This window comes from Clostridium sp. UBA1652 (assembly GCF_002320975.1).
GTDB lineage: Bacteria > Bacillota > Clostridia > Clostridiales > Clostridiaceae > Clostridium_T > Clostridium_T intestinale.
Genome location: NZ_DCLI01000091.1, coordinates 1 through 17673, shown reverse-complemented (window position 1 = coordinate 17673; position 17673 = coordinate 1). Strand labels below are relative to the sequence as shown.

The window sequence follows — 17673 nt, the reverse complement described above, 5'->3', positions numbered from 1 at the left end:
TATTATGAATTTTTCATTATTACTCTCTCTACTACAGTCGCTACACTTTCACAAGCGTCACAGCACTTTTCAAAATATCTAAAGGTATCTTTCCAACTCATTAACTCTATAGGATCTTTGAGATTTATATAAAGATTTCTTATAGTTGTAGTGTAGAGCCTGTCTCCCTCTTCCTCTAAGGCATTTATATCTTCTATTAAAATATTTATCTTCTGTGATTTTTTAAAGTGTTGAAATTCCTCCATCAAAGCTCTAACCTTACCACATCCCTTTAAAATCAAATCACAAAAGTCTAGTGCTTCTTGTCTCATGGTATTTATATTAAAAGTGTATATCTTTACTAATATATCTTCTACATCATCAGTTAAATTATCGATATGATGAGCAAGTTCTATAATATCATCTCTTTCTATAGGTGTGATGAATTCTTTTATAAGTTTGTTCATCATCTCATGTTTTTTGATATCTGCACTATGTTCGATATCATGCATTTCTGTTATCTTTTCATCTAATTTATTTACATCAAAGTTTGATAAAGTACCATGAAGTAAAGAAACTGCAGTACAAGAAAAATTTGATAGCTCTATTAATAATTCAAAATAGTCATTCCCTTTTTTGTTTCTCATCTTTTAACCCTGCTCCTCTCAGTTAGTTCAAGTCTATATTAAAATATCCAAATAAAAAACTTAGCCATTATAAGTCCTATAAGACCGCATCCTGGAAAAGTAAGCACCCATGTTAAAACCATTTCATTAACCTTTCCCCAGTTTACTGATCTAATCCTTTTAGCTGCCCCAACTCCCATTATGGAAGTAGTTTTAGTATGAGTAGTACTAACAGGAATTCCTGTTAATGATGATAACAAAAGACATCCTGCTGCTGATAAATCTGCTGAAAAGCCTTGATATTTTTCTAATTTTACCATATCCATTCCTACAGCCTTTATAATCTTATAACCTCCAATAGAAGTTCCTAAAGCCATAACTACAGAACAAAGTACCATGAGCCATATGGGTATAGCAAAGTTTGATACTGAGCTTTGTCCATTTGCCAAAAATATTCCAAGCATAAATACCCCCATGAACTTTTGTCCATCTTGAGCCCCATGCATAAAGGCCATAGCTGCTCCTCCACAAACCTGAGCTCCTTGGAAAAACCTATTAGTTTTTCTCCTATCAAAACCTCTACATATAACTTCTACGGATTTTACTGTAAACCAGCCCATTCCAAAACCTAATACTGTAGACAACACTAACCCATATATAACCTTTATCCACTCTGTCCCATTAATGCCGTTAAATCCACCTTGAAGAGCTATTGCAGCTCCAGATATTCCTGCTATTAAAGCATGACTCTCGCTTGTTGGAATCCCAAAATACCAAGCAGCTGTTGCCCACACAACAATATCAAATAAAGCCGCACATAAAGCTATAAGTGCATACTTAGAATCACCACCAAAATCCACCATATTATATATAGTCTGTGCAACATTTGCATTTATAATTGTCATTATAAATACTCCAAAAAAATTAAACACAGCTGCCATTAAAATTGCTGAACGAGGACTTATTGCTCTAGTAGAAACGCAGGTTGCAATAGCATTAGGCGCATCTGTCCATCCATTTACTAGAACTACTCCTAAAGTTAAAATCGTAGTAATTAACAATGCTGGATTATCTAACATTTGACTCAGAAAATCACTGAATGAAATAGTCATAACATATCTCCTCTCATTTTAAGTTAATTTCTCGTTCTAACAAATTATATCTTTCTTATTCTTTATTTATGATTAAGTAAAAAACTATATCTCTATATTAGTTATAATTCAATATTTTATACAAATTTCCTTCACTATAAATGTCATGTAATTCCAAAATTTAATTAAAGAAATTTACTCTTAATGGTTGATATGTTATTATATATTGAGACTTATATCTAAGAAAGGATTAGCTATGAATATTGCTTTAATTTACGGTTTTTTAGCCATTATCACATTTGCACATGCCTTTATGTGTTACAAGAAAAAAACTTTAATTCGTCCATTAAGTAAAAGACCTTTACTTGTAGTAAATAATTCATTCTATAAATTACAATTTAATTATAGTAGCATTGCAGCAATTATATTTCTCTTAATATCGCTAGTAAATACACTCATTTCTAATAGAATGGTTTCAATCATTTCTCTTATAGTTACTATTTTAACTATAGGTATTTTGACTATAGTATTAGAGGAAATAGCATTAAAAAAAGGATACATAAAATTGAAAAAATAACTACTTAGCATTAATCTAAGTAGTTATTTTTTTATTCACCCAAATTACATCATATTTCTTATTTGCAATATTCAAATTATCAAAAATATTTAAAATTAATATTAAATTATTAAAATATTATCTGATTACGTTTTCAAGTTTTTAATTTATCTTCCCAAACCCAGTTTTTGATGATAAAATGATATTATTGTTTTTAATGGGGATTAAAAAACATACTGGTAATTAATTTAATTAAAATTGGGGAGGAAAACTTAATGCAGAAACTTTTTAACACATGGAATCAATTAAGTTTAGTAAAAAGAATTATCGTTGGCTTAATTGTAGGTATTATTTTAGCTATTACACTTCCACAGAAAGCAACATTTGTTGTGATTTTTGGTTCTTTATTTGTAGGTGCCTTAAAGGCTATAGCACCCGTACTTGTATTTTTCTTAGTAATGTCTGCAATATCTCAACATAAAAGCGGACAAGAAACAAATATGAAATCAATTATTGTACTTTATCTTACAGGAACATTTTTAGCTGGTCTAATCGCAGTTATTGTAAGCTTTATGTTTCCAGTTACTCTAACTTTAACAGGTGGTGCTCAAGATTTAACTCCTCCAGGAGGGGTAGTAGAGGTTCTAAAAACCTTACTTCTTAACTTAGTAGACAATCCTATTAAAGCTTTATTTAATGCTAATTACATAGGAATATTATCTTGGGCGGTTCTATTTGGATTTGCTTTGAAAAGTGCTCCTGATAGTACAAAAACTATGCTTTCTAATTTCTCAGATGCTACATCTACAATAGTTAAATGGATCATAAACTTTGCTCCACTTGGAATAATGGGTCTTGTGTTTGAATCTATTTCAGCTAATGGTCTAGAATCTTTGTTAAGCTATGGAAGATTGCTTGTGGTTCTTATTAGCTGTATGCTTTTTGTAGCACTAGTAGCTAACCCTATTATTGTATTCTTAAACATTCGTCAAAACCCTTATCCAATAGTTTTTAAATGTCTTAGAGAAAGCGGAATAACTGCATTCTTTACTCGTAGTTCAGCTGCTAATATTCCTGTTAATATGCGTTTATGTGAAAAACTTGGACTCGACAAAGATACTTATTCAGTATCCATTCCTTTAGGCGCTACAATAAATATGGCAGGTGCTGCTGTTACTATTTCAGTTTTAACTCTTGCAGCTGTAAACACTCTTGGTATACAAGTAGATATAGGAACTGCTTTTATCTTAAGTATTTTATCTGCTGTAAGTGCTTGCGGGGCTTCTGGAGTTGCTGGCGGTTCATTATTACTTATACCTGTAGCTTGTAGCTTATTTGGTATACCAAATGATGTTGCGATGAAAGTAGTTGCTGTTGGATTTATTATAGGAGTTTTACAAGATTCCTTTGAAACAGCTCTTAACTCATCTACAGACGTACTTTTTACCGCTACAGCTGAATTTGCAAAATGGCGTAAAGAAGGAAAAGAAATTATAATAAACAAATAAATTTAAAAGGACTAATCTCTTATTTTTTATGAGACTAGTCCTTTAATACATTTCCTAACTAACTTCTTTTTTAAAAGGTAAACTCACTATTATTTCTAGCATATTATCTTCCAATATTGCTTCCACCTCTCCCCCTAACTTTTCAGTTAAAAGTTTTACAATAGAAAGTCCTAACCCTGTACTTTTACCCCTTGATTTATCTCCAGTATAAAACCTTTCAAAAATCCTTCCTTCATCTATTTCAGAATTATCTCCAACTAAATTTTTAAATGAAATAACTCCCATGTCCTTGTGACTTTCTACCTTAACTTCCACATCTCCTTTAGAATGAGCTATGCAATTTCCTATTAAATTCCTTGTTATTCTTATAAGCATATCTCTATCCCCTGATACAAAAACCTGGGAACTTTTTAAAAGGTTTATTCTTAAGTTTTTCTCTTCAAGCACCTCAATAAATTCAACAATACACTCAGTTACAAGTTTAGTTAAATTGATTTTTTCATATTTAGGTTCTATATCAGAATTTAACGTATATGAATATTCAAAGAATTTTTCAATAAGGTTTCCAAGCTCACCAGCATGTCTTTGAGCGACTTCTAACTTTCTAGTCTGCTCTTCTGATAGTTCTCCTTTTAGTAGAAGCTGCTGATATCCCTTTATTGCAGTAAGAGGTGTTCTTAGATCATGAGAGATATTTGCTATCATTTCTTTAAATTGATTTTCCTTTTTTATATCATTAAGTCTAAGAGTTTCTTCATCTTTTAAGGATCTATTTATATTAACTACTAGTTTATTAAGTTCAGAATTTATAAGTTCTATAGAAATCGGTTGCCTTGTCTTTTCTAATCTTCTTTTATTTAATTGATTGTTAATACTCCGCAGTTGATGTTGGAGATACACTATATAACTTATTAACCCTATAATTATAACTCCAAAAACAATTACCAAAGCATCCACAACCTTTCTTTCTACTTAATTTCTGCTTTTCTAAATAAACTATAGGTTACTCCAAGCATTAAAACAATAAATACTAAACTTACAATCACAGCCTTTACTATATCTTCTGTTCCTGTATTTAAATTAATTAGAGTATAGTTTCCACCATAAGGCATAACGGATAGTATATTTTTAAGAACTGAATTACTTTCACCAAGTGCTGAGAGCTGTGCAACAAGAATAGTTACTCCATAATAAATTCCTACAACTAAAACTGGTTTTTTAGCTGTAAGTGCTATAGGTACACAAATACTTAGTTGAGCTACATATACTATAATTAATGTAATAATTACTCCTAATAGTTTTAATACCTCTGTAGCAGAAAAAACTGTTCCATAATCAATAGTCATGACATTTAAAAATCCCAAAGCCACATTTCCCATATTGAACTTATTACCTATATTAAGTGCTACTATAGTCACAACAACATATGGTATAAGAATAACTATAATTGAGCAGAAAAATGTAACTGCTTTACTTATTATAACTGCCCCTCTACTATTTCCACTTGAAATTGAACCATGGATTATTTTATTTTCAAAGTCTCCACTTATAAAAATACCAGCCATAACTCCACCCAAGATGCTAATTACATTGATATCAGAAAACATAAAACCAATTCCATTCATTCCATCAAAACTTCCCTTTGCTATTGAATAAGCTATCACTGCCATTATTAAAGAACTTAGGATTGCAATTAAAAATAGCACCTTGATAGCCACTGTTTTACGTAATTTAAATAAATCGGCTTGAATTAAATTAAACATTCACATTCCCTCCTATTACAGAAATAAAGTAATTCTCAAGTGTGTCTCCCTGAGTGGAGAAATTAGTTGTAATTATTCCATTTTCAAATATTACCTTTGCAACTAAATCCTTTTTATCTAAATAATCATAAAGTTTAACTTCTCTATTTGGCATAACTTTAAAATTATTAGTCTTTAATTCTGTTTCTAATATACTAGCTAACTTTTCTGGATCATCACAATTAATCAGAATATGATGTTTGCAGTTTTCTTCAAGTTTTTCAAGGGTAAGAGCCTCTTTTATTTCCCCTCCATGGATTATTATATAATCAGTAGCCGTTTGATAAAGTTCAGGAAGATTATGACTTGAGATTAAAATTGTAACTTGCTTCTCCTCACACAGCTTTTTTAATAGGTTACGAATTTCAACTACTCCTAATGGATCAAGTCCATTTATAGGTTCATCTAAAATAAGAAGTTCAGGATTTCCTATTAAAGCTATTGCTATTCCAAGCCTTTGCTTCATTCCTAATGAAAAATTCTTAGCTTTCTTTTTTCCTGTATCAGAAAGACCTACAAGTTCTAATAATTCATCCTCAATCTCTTTATTAGGTATCCCCTTCATAATTCTATGAAATCTTAAATTATCTTTTGCAGTCATGTTGGAAACTAGACTTGGATACTCTATCATAGCACCTATCCTTTTACGTTCTAGTTGAAGTTCTTTCTCTCCAACATGTCCAAATAGTTCTATACTTCCGCTGGTTGGAAAACTTAGTCCTGTCACAAGTTTCATAAAAGTAGATTTTCCAGCACCATTTTGTCCAATTAATCCGTATATCTTACCAGCTTCTAAAGTTAGAGATACATCATTTAATGCATTTATACCATTATAACTTTTCTTCAGGTTATTTGTTTTTAAAACATACTTTTTCATCTTGTTCACCTGTCCTCTCTAGTTTTAGTATAAATTTCAAAGGTTTAGAAAAGGTTAAGACTTTGAATAAAAGTGTTTAAAAACAGATAATTAATTTTTATATAATCTATATCCCAGTCCCCATACAGTTTCTATGTAATTTTCATCAGGGTTTATCTTTTTCAATTTATTACGTAGGTTACTTATATGAATTTTTACTGTATTATCATCTCCAAGATATTCTTCCTTCCATATTGATTCATAAAGGTTAGATTTACTAAAAACCTTACCTGAGTTTTTTATAAGTATTTCTAGAAGCATATACTCCTTAGCAGTAAGTTCGAGTTCTACATTATTAACCATAACTTGTTTTCTATTATCATCTAGAGTTAAATCCTTATAGGTGAATTTATTGCTACCTTGTATCTGTCTACTCGTTCTTCTTAAATTCGATTCAACCCTTGCAACAACTTCTCCTAAATCAAAAGGTTTAGTTATATAATCATCTGCCCCTATTCTCAAAAGATCAATCTTAGTTCCTACCATATCCTTTGCAGAAATGATTATAACAGGTATATCAGAAAATGTTCTAATCTCTTTAAGTATCTCATCTCCACTTTTATAAGGAAGCATAATATCAAGCAAAATCAAATCATAGTTATTTTCTTTAACTTCTTTAATTCCATCTGTTCCTGTATATATTGATTTAACCTTATACCCAGAATCCATTAACTCTTCTGAAAGCATATTATTTACGTCTTTATTATCCTCTATTACTAAAATATTTTTCATTCAAATATCATCCTTCTTTTAATACTATTTCTACTTAAAATAGTTTTCCTTATATTATTATAATCCTTTTACCCTTTACTTTTATATTATATTTTTTGCTAGATTTCTGTCTACATATTAATTTCACTTGCAACCTATATTTTCTACTTGTATTGACAAGTTGTAAATATATAATATAATTGTATGTGTAAGGACAAATAAAAAATAAAAGGAGTGTTAATTATGAACAGTAAAAAAATTACCCTTGATTATCTTAAATATTTAAATGAAACGTGGAATAAGGTAATAGAAAATGAAGTTGATTCAATTGAAAAGGCCGCTGAATTAGTAGCTGACTCATGTGAAAAAGGTGGACGTTTTTATGTTTTTGGATCAGGTCACTCTCATATGGTTGCTGAAGAAATATATATTCGTGCTGGTGGACTAGCTTTTGTTAAAGCAATATTGACACCAGAGCTTATGCTTCATCAGATGCCTAATAAAAGTACTTATCTCGAACGTTTAGATGGATATTCAAAAAACATCTTAGATTTATATAAGGTTGATGAAAAAGATACTTTGATGGTGATATCAAACTCTGGAAGAAATAACGTACCTGTTGAAATGTGCATAGAGGCTAAAAATAGGGGAACAAAAGTTATTTCTATGACCTCCTTATCACATTCTAAAAATGTTACTTCTAGACATTCTTCTGGTAAGTTAATGTTTGAAGTTTCTGATGTTGTAATTGATAATTGTGCTCCAAAGGGTGATGCAGCTTATCGTATAGAAGGTCTAAATGCTGATCTTGGTCCAACTTCTGATTTTACTGGTATAGGTATAGCACAAAGTATTATAGTAGCAACAGTAGCAAAATTAGTAGAAAGAGGCGTTGATGTACCTGTATTTAAAAGCTCAAACTTAGATGGAGCTGATGAATATAACGATAACTTATTTAGTAAATACTATGGCTACTGGAAATAAAATTAATAAGGATGGTTTTAATGAAAGCTATTTTATTATGTCACTATAAAGAATCAAAAATGTTTCCTTATGATTTAAACTGGCAACCAGCTTGTTTGCCAATTGTTGATACCTCTAATGTTGAAAGAATAGTTAAACAGCTACTTAATAACTCGTTTTTAGAAAAAGATGTTTATGTAATCATTGATCATAGAAAAGATCAAGTACAGTTTACTTTAAGACATTATGCTAACATTAACTATATATCTATATCAAATAATGATTTAAAATCTGCCCTTAAACAGACTTGTGAAGATATTAAAGAAGATTTTCTAATTTATTATGGTAATAGCGTAGTAACAGACTCCGATGTAGAAAAATTCCTATCATCAAATTATGCTAATAAAGCTCTGTTTATAAAAAATAATGAACCCTCTATAGATCATATTTGTGCAAATGTTGAAAATGGTAAAGTTAAAGTTTTCTTGGGACATCCCCGTGAGCACTATGTTACTCATAAGGTTGCTGGAGTATTTTCCTTAAGCCATGATAACCTAAAATCCGCACTTCAAGCTGATGTAGGGTTTGAGAAAAACATCTCTGGAGCAATGCCTCCTCAAGAGTATTTTTTTGAAAATGGATTAAATAATGTTTTAGAAACTGACAATATTTACTCAATTGAAACTGACTTTGATGTCTTTAGCTTAAAGTTCCCTTGGGACTTACTAAATGCCAATGAATATTATATTAATAAACTTTGCACTGAAATGTCTGCCCAAGCTCAAAACAATATAGATATTGATCCATCAGCTGTATTAAATGGCTTTGTAAAGCTAGGAAAAAACAGTATCATTGGTAAAAATGTTGTTATAAATGGTAATTGTATCATAGGTGACAATGTATTTATTGATAATGGGGTTATTTTAGAAGGTAATAATTATATTGGGGATAACACATATATAAAAGATTATGCTAAAATAGGTCCCAATTCTGTTATAGGAAAAGATAACAAAATAGGTCACAATGCTGAAATTAAAGGATTAACCATGGACGGGGTATCAGCTGTACATTATAGTGAAATATTTGGAGTTATCGGAAAATATGTTGATATAGCAGCAGCTTGTGTGTCTGGTATTTTAAGATTTAATGATTCAAGCCAAGTTCAAAAAATTGATGGTAAAACCTATTCTGGTAAAAATACTAATGCTATTTTTATTGGAGACTTTACTAGAACAGGAATTAACAATATATTTTTACCTGGCTGTAAAATAGGTTCTAACTGTGCTTTATATCCTGGTTTAATTGTAGATGAAGATATAGCTCATGGAAAAATTGTTTTAAAAAAGCAAGAGCTTATCATTAAAGAATGGGGATCTGAAAAATATGGCTGGTAAAAACTTAATTAGTTGCTTATAATAGACTTTTTTAATATAATTTATATCAAAAGTAACTAATATTGATATATAAGGATGGACATATTAAAGATGGAAAATACTACTCAAACTAAATATGAATTAGTCATAGACTACGTTCTTTCAAATATTAAAAATGGATTATATAGACCTCATCAAATGATCGAATCTGAAAATGAACTTTCTGATAAACTTAACGTTTCAAGAGTAACTGTAAGAAAGGGTTTAGAGGAACTAGTTAATAGCAAGGTGCTTAATAAGAAAAAAGGAATCGGAACCTTTGTAAACCCTCTTCCAAAATATTTTGGATTTAAAAGTGGTGTAGGTTTTAGTTCTGAAGCGAAAAAAAGAGGTCTTAAACCCTCTACTGAACTTCTATCATTAGAAAAACTTCAAGCAGATGAAGCTATTTCTGAAGCTCTTCAAGTTCCAGTGGATTCTCCTATATGGAAAGTTGAAAGAATACGTTATGCTAATAACATAGCAATCTGTTATGAATTAGAATATTTTGATGCAAATATAGTCAAGGAAATACCGGAGGAAGTTTCTAAATCATCCATTTATGAATATCTATCTTCTTTAGGAATTACTTATGAATATGTGGATCAAAAAATCACGGCTGTTAATGCTAATAAAAAACTTGCAACCTATTTAGATATACAAGAAAACAGTGCATTAATTCATATGGAGATTTCAGCCTGCCTATCAAATGGTAAGCCTTTTAATATTGGAAATTCTTATTATCAAACAGACAGTTTCTACTTAGTTCAAACTATATATAAATAATTATTCATATTATAAGACCCAAGAAACTACCTTCTTGGGTCTAAATTATCAGCAACTAATTTTCGCAAAAGATACTTAATAGAAAATATTATGCTTTAATTCCTATAAAGGCATGATTTATTAAAGCTTCAATAAAATAATCGTCAATCATATCTCCTGTAATAAGTAATCTATAAAATATAGGGCCCCATATTAAATCAACTGTTACCTCTACATCTATATCGTATCTTATCTCCCCTCTTATGATTCCACGATTCAAAATTTCCTTGGAAATATCTCTTCTTGGTTTAAAGTAGGCACTTCTATATATGTCAGCTAAACTTGAGTCAAATTGCCCTTCTCCTATTATTTCAATTAAAACATTTCCTTCTCTACTTTTAATAAAGTTAACAAAGTTACTTACTTGAATTTGCATATCTATTAAAGCTGAGCCAGTATTTGGAACTGGTAACTTTACTGAAGTAGCCTCTAAATAAGCCTCCATAATAACTCCAGCTTTATTGGGCCACCATTTATAAATAGTAGCTTTAGAAACTCCAGCTTTTTCAGCTATCTTTTCAACAGTAACTGTATCAAAACCTTTTTCAAGTAGTAAATCATATGCAGCAGTAAGAATATCCGATTTTGTTTTCTCACTACGGGGACGTCCTAATTTCTTCTCCATAAGTTATATCCTCCTTATGTATTACATAAATAAACTTAAAAACTATATTTATATTATAAATTAAAAGAAATTAAAAATCTACTCTTTACAATACTGAACGTTTAGTATATTATATATTTATAAACTAAACGTTCAGTATATTAATTGAGGAGGAATTTTAAAATGAAGGTTATAGCATTTAATGGAAGTCCGAATAAGGAAGGTAACACTTATCACGGAATAAAAATAGTTCTTGAGGAACTAGAAAAAGAAGGTATAGAAACAGAGATAATACATGTTGGTAATAAATCTATAAGAGGATGTATAGCTTGCAGAAAATGCTCTCAAAACAAAAATGGTAAATGTATAATAGCTACAGATCCAGTTAATGAATGGATTGAAAAAATGAAAGAGGCTGATGGAATAATAATAGGTTCCCCTGTACACTACTCTGCTATAGCTGGCACAATGAAGTCATTTTTAGATAGAGCCTTTAGAGTAGCTGAAGCTAATGATAACCTATTAAGATATAAGGTCGGAACATCAGTTGTTGCAGTAAGACGTTCGGGAGGAATCCCTACTTTCAATCAACTAAATAACTATATAAATCATTCAGAAATGTTTATGCCTACATCTAACTATTGGAATGTTATAAATGGAACAAAACCTGGAGATGTACTTCTTGATGAAGAAGGTATTCAGATAATGAGAGTTCTTGGTAAGAATATGGCTTGGCTTATGAAGTTAATAGAAAGTGGAGAAAAATCATTGCCAAAACCCAAAATGGAAGAAAAGATATTTACAAATTTTATTCGCTAAAAGGAGCTGTTTTAAATGGAAGCAATAAATAACGATAATACTAAAAATACTAATGTATTAACTAAATTACTAATTTTAATCATGGCAATAACTTGTGGACTTACTGTTGCAAATCTTTATTATATACAACCTTTGCTTGGTTACATGGCTAAAAGTTTTAATGTTCATGAGGTAAGTGTTGGCTCAGCAGCCATGCTTACTCAAATAGGTTATGCAGTTGGAATGATATTTATTTTACCTCTAGGTGATATTAAAGAGAGAAAAAATCTAATAACCATTATGCCTTTATTTTCAGTTATTTCACTTTTTACTATGGCTTTCTCTCAAAATATCTATATGCTTATTATTTCTTCTTTTGCTGTAGGTTTCACTTCAATAATCCCTCAGCTTATAATTCCACTAGCTGCTCAATTATCAAATCCTAATGAAAGAGGGAAAATAATTGGTACTGTAATGAGTGGTCTATTAATAGGGATTTTAGTTTCACGTACTATTAGTGGTCTTATAGGAAATTATTTTGGATGGAGAGTAGTTTATATAGTTGCAGCTATTATGATGATAATTTTAACATTGGTTTTAAGAAAAGTAATTCCTGTAACAAATCCAGTTTCTGAAGTTGAATATTTTGATTTGTTAAAATCATTACCTAAGTTAATAAAAGAGGAACCTATCTTAAGAGAAGCCTCCTTAAACGGAGCTTTAATGTTTGCAGCCTTTAGTGCATTTTGGACAGCCCTTACATTTTTACTTGAAAGTCCACATTATAACATGGGGTCTCAAGCAGCAGGATTAATCGGACTAGTAGGAATTGTTGGTGCATTAGCTGCTCCTTTAGTAGGTAAGTTAGCTGATAAAAAGGGTTCCCGTTATGTTATAGGAATCTGTATCATCATTGTATCTTTATCTTATATATTATTTCTTACACTTGGATTTAAGATGATTGGTTTAATAGTTGGGGTTATACTACTTGATTTAGGTGTTCAATCCTCCAATATATCAAACCAAGCAAGAGTTCACTCTATGAATGAAGAAAAACGTAACAGAATCAATACAGTTTATATGGTAAGCTTTTTCCTTGGAGGATCTTTAGGTTCATTTTTAGGTTCCTCTGCATATTCAAACTTTGGTTGGGTTGGTGTTTGTATCTTTGGAATTTCAACTCAGATTATAGCTTTAATTATTCATAAAATAACAAAGTAACTATTTAGGTTTTAAGTTAGATATTTGTCCCCTCAGCCAATTTATAACTTTTTCTTTATCTTTATTTTCATTATCAATTTGGTTCCAAATAGATATAAAATAATTTTCAAAAGCTTTTATTACACTTTTCTCTGAAATAAAAAGGTTAATTTCTCTATCATAGTCATAGAATTTAAATAACTCTTTAGAATCTGACTTTAAGGTTTCTATTAATATGCCGCTGTTTTCTTTAACCATCCAATATAATTTTGAAACTGAATCAACTTTACTCTGTTCTATAAGTGCAATTTCAAAATTTTTGTTACTTTCAAGCATATGAATAACATTTTCTAAGTGACAAATAATATCTTCATCTGTAGGTATTACATCCTCTAGTATATGGTATTGATCAAAGGCATATTTCTTTTTAGAAACTAAAATTTCTATTGATTCCTTAAACCAGATATCTTTAAACTTATAGTATTTAATTTGTTCCTTAAATGAATTAACCCTAATATCATGAAGATAAACCCTATTATCAATTTCTTCTTTTGTTTTATTTGATAATTTTAGAAATTTTTCATACAAGCTAGTAGGCATTGATAATGTGCTTATATCACCCTTAAAACAATATCTACTCCCTAACATACTTTCAACTTCAGCAAACTTCTCTTGAAATTTAATAAGCTTCTGTGTAGGGAAATATGAAAATAGTGGTTTACAAGCAGCAAAAAAACTTGAAAAATGGGTTGTTAAAATATTTGTACTAACTGAAGAACTAAATAAAAATGCATGCTCTAACTTATTAACTTTGGACGATAAAAAACAAACTAAAGTCCCAAAATCTTTTATTATAAATAACTCATTAATTAAATTAAAAGATTTTTCTTCACTTCTAAAGTAGTATATTTTGAATCTAGGAGAATTCATTATTAATCTCATATCTTTAATAAAAGCTATTACTTTATCAACATTATTATTTAAATTAATTAAGTATGTAACATTCCACCCCAAATTTAGAGCTTTTATTAAAGCTGATTTCCACCTTACCGTAAAACTATCTTTTTTCATAAGAAAATCCAAATTATTATTAAGAGTTACAAATATATTCTTATCCTTTATTGATGTTATATTTATAGCATCCTCCAACATGTTTAATGCAAAATATAAAATATTTTTATGCCCATATATTATATTAATATTTTCTTTATGATTAGGAACTTGAGGGTACTCATAACCAGCATTTAAACTTTTATTTTTTACATCTGAATTGTCCCCTATATTATAATCATGTATAGGTTCTTTTACTTTTCTTTTTTCAGTAAATTTTTCAATAGAATATCCTTGAGATTCATAAAGATTTTTAGATATTATATCATCCAAATCTAAACTCTCATCATAAAGTTCTTTTATAGACCATTCTTTAAGCAAATTATTAATGGAGTTTCTTTGAGCAGAACTATATATATTGCTACAAAGAAACTTTGTTATTAAATTTATATAAGAAGAATTATAAGATGGAACTCTCTTGTCTCTTATCCATTTATATATTAACGAAGAATCAACATTTATTCCTCTAGCCAAAGTACTTCCCCTTATATTAAATATTTTTAACAATTCATTTAAACATAGTCCAAAGCTTTTTTCAGTCATTGCTTATAACTCCTTATAAAAAACTATTTTTGATATATTTCCACATGATTATATCAAATCTAACAAATAAAAAATCGTAATAATTTACCAATTTCCTGCATTATAATGTATTTTTCTTATTTGTCAGAGAAATTTCCAGGACAAACCCCCAGAATCGTTGAATATTTACTATTGAATTATTATTATTAAATAATATAATGTGCAATTTACTTAGGAGGAAATATATATGCTAAAAAACTTTAATGTAAAAACAAAAATATTCTTCTTGTCTTTTCTATTATTATTCTTCATTGCAATCAATTCTATTATTGGATCTATAAATATTTCTAGAGCGAACGATTCTTTGATAGATCTTTATAATAACAATTTACTTTCTATAAAATATCTGTTAGATAATAGGAATCAATCTAGAGCCATAGAAGGAGATATTTATTATTTAGTACTTAATTCAGAAAACAAGGAAAAACAACAAGAAAAGCTTAAAGATATAGAATACAGAATAAAAGTAGCTAATGAAAATTTTGATGCTTACAAATCCACCAATCTTGATGAAACAGAAAAAGAAATGTTAGCTAATATGGAAAAAACCTTAAGTATATATAGGGATAAAAGGCAGTCAGTCATAGACTTAGCATTACAAGGAAAAAAAGATGAAGCTACAAAAAACTTTGAAGAGATTGAACCAATAGCAAATGAATTTCAAAATAACTTAAACGAATTATCCGAATATAATATAAATAAAGCTGAAAAAACTAAAGATAATAATGTAAAAAAAACAGAAGAGACATTATGGATCTTCTTTATCCTTGGCGCAATTTGCTTTTTAATTGGTACATTTCTTGCTACTATAATCACAAAAAGTATTATATCCCCAATAACAAAAATTAAACAATTTGCCTCAAGGCTAGAAAATTCTGATTTCTCCACAAGTATTAGTGTAGATTCCAAAGATGAGTTAGGAGAGGTTTCAAAAGCTCTTAATAGTGCTCAAATTAATGTAGCTACTCTCATAAGCGAGGTGTTGAGTTCCATACAGAATCTTACTTCTGAAAGTGAGGAATTATACTCTATAGCTGAGGAACTTACTGCAAAAATGCAAGTGATAAATACTTCAACAGAGGAAATTGTAGCTGGTATCCATGATTCTAGTGCTGCTACAGAGGAAATTTCTGCATCTATTCAAGAAGTGGACTCAAATATTCAAGTATTATCAAATAAAGCGGTTGAAGGAAAGAAAAAATCTGAGTCTATAAAAGTAAGAGCTATAGAAATTAAAGATAAAAGTATTATTTCTGTTGATAAAACTGAACAACTTTATGAAGAAAAAGAAGAGAAAATATTAAATGCATTTAAAAAGGTCGAGGTTGTAGAAAACATAAAAGTAATGACTGATACCATATCAAGCATTGCTAATCAAACTAATCTCCTCGCACTTAATGCTGCTATTGAAGCTGCACGGGCAGGTGAACAAGGCAAAGGGTTCTCCGTTGTGGCTGAAGAAATAAGGAAATTAGCTGAACAAGCATCAGAATCAGTATTAGAAATACAAGATACAATAAAAGAAATTAATGAAGCCTTTTTTGATATTAAAGAAAACAGTAACGATATTTTAAATTTTATTCATAATGATGTAAGACCTCAGCTAAGTAATCTTACTGATACAGGAAACAAATACTATGAAGATGCAGGATTTGTTTTTGACATGTCAGAAGGAATTTCCTCTATGAGCGAGGAAGTAAATACTACAATGGAAGAGATAAGCTCTTCTATTGTAACTATGGCAGATAGCGCTTTAAAATCTAGCGAAAATGCAGAAAGTATTAAACATGGAATAAATGAGGCATTTTTAGGAATGGAGGATATATCTAAAAGTGCTCAAATTCAATCTGAAATGGCCCAAAAACTCAGTGTAATTGTAGAAAAATTTAAGATATAGCTTTTTTTTAAATATATATTTAACCCCCTCAGCCTATTATTGTACTGAGGGGGTTATTTTTTATTATATATTATCTCATAACCAATTCATCTGGAACATTTTCTTTGCCTTGTCCATAATAATCAAATATCTTAACCGCTTGTTCAATCTGTTCTTCGGTCATCATAGCTACATTATCACTCATTGATTTAGCTATACAATAGGTTTTTGCAGCCTCTTCTAAATATACACAAGAATATAAAGCTTGCTTTAATGAATTCCCTACTGTTATTACTCCATGATTTTTTAGAATAACTGCAAGTTTTCCATTTAGATTTTCAACTGCTTCTACTCCCATTTGTTCACTTGCTGCTGATGAAAAAGGACATACATTAACTGAACCTTTTGTAGCATTTGCAAGTGTAGTTAGATTACACTTAAACTCTTCTTCAACTAATCCTAATGCCGTTGCATAGGGCTGATGAGTGTGAATTACTGCATTAATCTCTGGCATATTATTATAGATATATAAGAGAGCCTTAGTATCAACTGATGCCTTTCTATTACCTTCTATAACCTTTCCAGATAGGTCCATAAGAATTATATCATCTGTTTCTAACTCTTCGTATATCATTCCAGAAGGTGTAACTAGTACCCTATCTTCATCTACCTTTAAGCTTACATTTCCTCCTGAAAGTGCAATCAATCCATATCTATCAAGTTTAATGCCAGCATTAATAACTTCCTTTTTTTCCTTATCGTACATTCTTCATCTTCCTTTCTGCATACCTTGCATTATTTACTTTTATTTTCTGTTTTAGAGAATTAGGATGTATAACTGCTTCAACTTTTAATAGTTTTTCTTCTAGCTCTTTATAATCGTTATAAGCCTTTAGATCTATCCAGTATCGTCCTTTAAATAGTGATGGATTATTAACCCTTATATACATCTTTCCAGCTAACTTCTGTTCTTTAATCTTAAAACTTTTTATATCGCTTTTGAGGTAAGCACAAGATTTATTGAAAGCTGAAAAAGTTATTTGATTATTGTCTATTACTATTTTTTCTGGATAAGCCACAGCTATAAAATTTGTTATAATATATATGTTTTAAT

The 17673-nt window shown here is 29.7% G+C and carries 17 protein-coding genes; 7 read left to right on the top strand and 10 right to left on the bottom strand.

All coding sequences use genetic code 11. The annotated features are described in order from the left end of the window. Nucleotides 1-2: 2 nt before the first annotated feature. Together B3N22_RS20260 and B3N22_RS20255 are read right to left on the bottom strand one after the other, a co-directional pair. Nucleotides 3-626, bottom strand: a complete 624-nt coding sequence (locus tag B3N22_RS20260; RefSeq protein WP_286910017.1) for a DUF47 domain-containing protein — start codon at nucleotides 624-626, stop codon at nucleotides 3-5. 38 nt (nucleotides 627-664) lie between these two features. Then, nucleotides 665-1717, bottom strand: coding sequence for an inorganic phosphate transporter (locus B3N22_RS20255; protein WP_286910012.1), 1053 nt, complete (start codon nucleotides 1715-1717; stop codon nucleotides 665-667). Between the two features lie 810 nt (nucleotides 1718-2527). Here B3N22_RS20255 and sstT point away from each other — a divergent pair. Beyond that, nucleotides 2528-3760 (top strand): serine/threonine transporter SstT, encoded by a 1233-nt coding sequence (gene sstT / locus B3N22_RS20250; RefSeq protein WP_238906964.1) that lies wholly within the window; start codon nucleotides 2528-2530, stop codon nucleotides 3758-3760. A gap of 54 nt (nucleotides 3761-3814) precedes the next feature. Here the strand turns inward: sstT and B3N22_RS20245 are convergent, their stop codons facing one another. From B3N22_RS20245 to B3N22_RS20230, 4 genes are all read right to left on the bottom strand, one after another. Further along, nucleotides 3815-4717, bottom strand: coding sequence for a sensor histidine kinase (locus tag B3N22_RS20245; protein WP_349676656.1), 903 nt, complete (start codon nucleotides 4715-4717; stop codon nucleotides 3815-3817). An 11-nt stretch (nucleotides 4718-4728) separates the two neighbouring features. After that, nucleotides 4729-5523 (bottom strand): ABC transporter permease, encoded by a 795-nt coding sequence (locus B3N22_RS20240; RefSeq protein ID WP_286910008.1) that lies wholly within the window; start codon nucleotides 5521-5523, stop codon nucleotides 4729-4731. After that, nucleotides 5516-6439 carry an ABC transporter ATP-binding protein gene (locus B3N22_RS20235; protein WP_286910006.1) on the bottom strand — a complete coding sequence of 308 codons (924 nt, stop codon included), beginning with the start codon at nucleotides 6437-6439 and terminating at the stop codon, nucleotides 5516-5518. Before B3N22_RS20235 ends, B3N22_RS20240 begins: the two co-directional genes overlap by 8 nt. A 90-nt stretch (nucleotides 6440-6529) precedes the next feature. Then, a complete protein-coding gene (locus B3N22_RS20230; RefSeq protein WP_286910004.1) occupies nucleotides 6530-7210 on the bottom strand; it encodes a response regulator transcription factor in 681 nt (226 codons plus the stop codon). 222 nt (nucleotides 7211-7432) lie between these two features. Here B3N22_RS20230 and B3N22_RS20225 point away from each other — a divergent pair, with 222 nt between their 5' ends. From B3N22_RS20225 to B3N22_RS20215, 3 genes are all read left to right on the top strand, one after another. After that, nucleotides 7433-8173, top strand: coding sequence for an SIS domain-containing protein (locus tag B3N22_RS20225; protein ID WP_238906959.1), 741 nt, complete (start codon nucleotides 7433-7435; stop codon nucleotides 8171-8173). 20 nt (nucleotides 8174-8193) lie between these two features. After that, nucleotides 8194-9546, top strand: coding sequence for an LbetaH domain-containing protein (locus tag B3N22_RS20220; RefSeq protein ID WP_286910003.1), 1353 nt, complete (start codon nucleotides 8194-8196; stop codon nucleotides 9544-9546). Nucleotides 9547-9636: 90 nt separating this feature from the next. Beyond that, nucleotides 9637-10350, top strand: coding sequence for a GntR family transcriptional regulator (locus tag B3N22_RS20215; protein ID WP_238906957.1), 714 nt, complete (start codon nucleotides 9637-9639; stop codon nucleotides 10348-10350). Nucleotides 10351-10438: 88 nt separating this feature from the next. On the opposite strand, the gene B3N22_RS20210 is transcribed toward B3N22_RS20215, so the two are convergent. Continuing rightward, nucleotides 10439-11014, bottom strand: a complete 576-nt coding sequence (locus B3N22_RS20210) for a TetR/AcrR family transcriptional regulator (protein WP_286910000.1) — start codon at nucleotides 11012-11014, stop codon at nucleotides 10439-10441. A gap of 162 nt (nucleotides 11015-11176) precedes the next feature. Here B3N22_RS20210 and B3N22_RS20205 point away from each other — a divergent pair, with 162 nt between their 5' ends. Next, entirely contained in the window at nucleotides 11177-11812 is a 636-nt protein-coding gene (locus B3N22_RS20205) for a flavodoxin family protein (RefSeq protein WP_286909998.1), read from the top strand. 15 nt (nucleotides 11813-11827) lie between these two features. Next, the gene (locus B3N22_RS20200) at nucleotides 11828-13012 is read left to right on the top strand and encodes an MFS transporter (RefSeq protein ID WP_286909995.1); all 1185 of its coding nucleotides are present in this window, start codon (nucleotides 11828-11830) and stop codon (nucleotides 13010-13012) included. Here B3N22_RS20200 and B3N22_RS20195 read toward each other — a convergent pair whose 3' ends face one another. Beyond that, the gene (locus tag B3N22_RS20195) at nucleotides 13013-14644 is read right to left on the bottom strand and encodes a hypothetical protein (RefSeq protein WP_286909993.1); all 1632 of its coding nucleotides are present in this window, start codon (nucleotides 14642-14644) and stop codon (nucleotides 13013-13015) included. Nucleotides 14645-14870: 226 nt separating this feature from the next. Here B3N22_RS20195 and B3N22_RS20190 point away from each other — a divergent pair, with 226 nt between their 5' ends. After that, entirely contained in the window at nucleotides 14871-16580 is a 1710-nt protein-coding gene (locus tag B3N22_RS20190; protein ID WP_286909990.1) for a methyl-accepting chemotaxis protein, read from the top strand. 70 nt (nucleotides 16581-16650) lie between these two features. Here the strand turns inward: B3N22_RS20190 and B3N22_RS20185 are convergent, their stop codons facing one another. Both B3N22_RS20185 and B3N22_RS20180 read right to left on the bottom strand, forming a co-directional pair. Next, nucleotides 16651-17325: a class II aldolase/adducin family protein gene (locus B3N22_RS20185; protein ID WP_286909988.1), complete on the bottom strand. Its 675-nt coding sequence runs from the start codon at nucleotides 17323-17325 to the stop codon at nucleotides 16651-16653. After that, on the bottom strand, nucleotides 17315-17638 hold the full coding sequence (locus tag B3N22_RS20180) for a hypothetical protein (RefSeq protein ID WP_286909986.1): 324 nt from the start codon (nucleotides 17636-17638) through the stop codon (nucleotides 17315-17317). The genes B3N22_RS20185 and B3N22_RS20180 overlap by 11 nt, the downstream gene beginning before the upstream one ends. Between the last annotated feature and the right edge of the window lie 35 nt (nucleotides 17639-17673).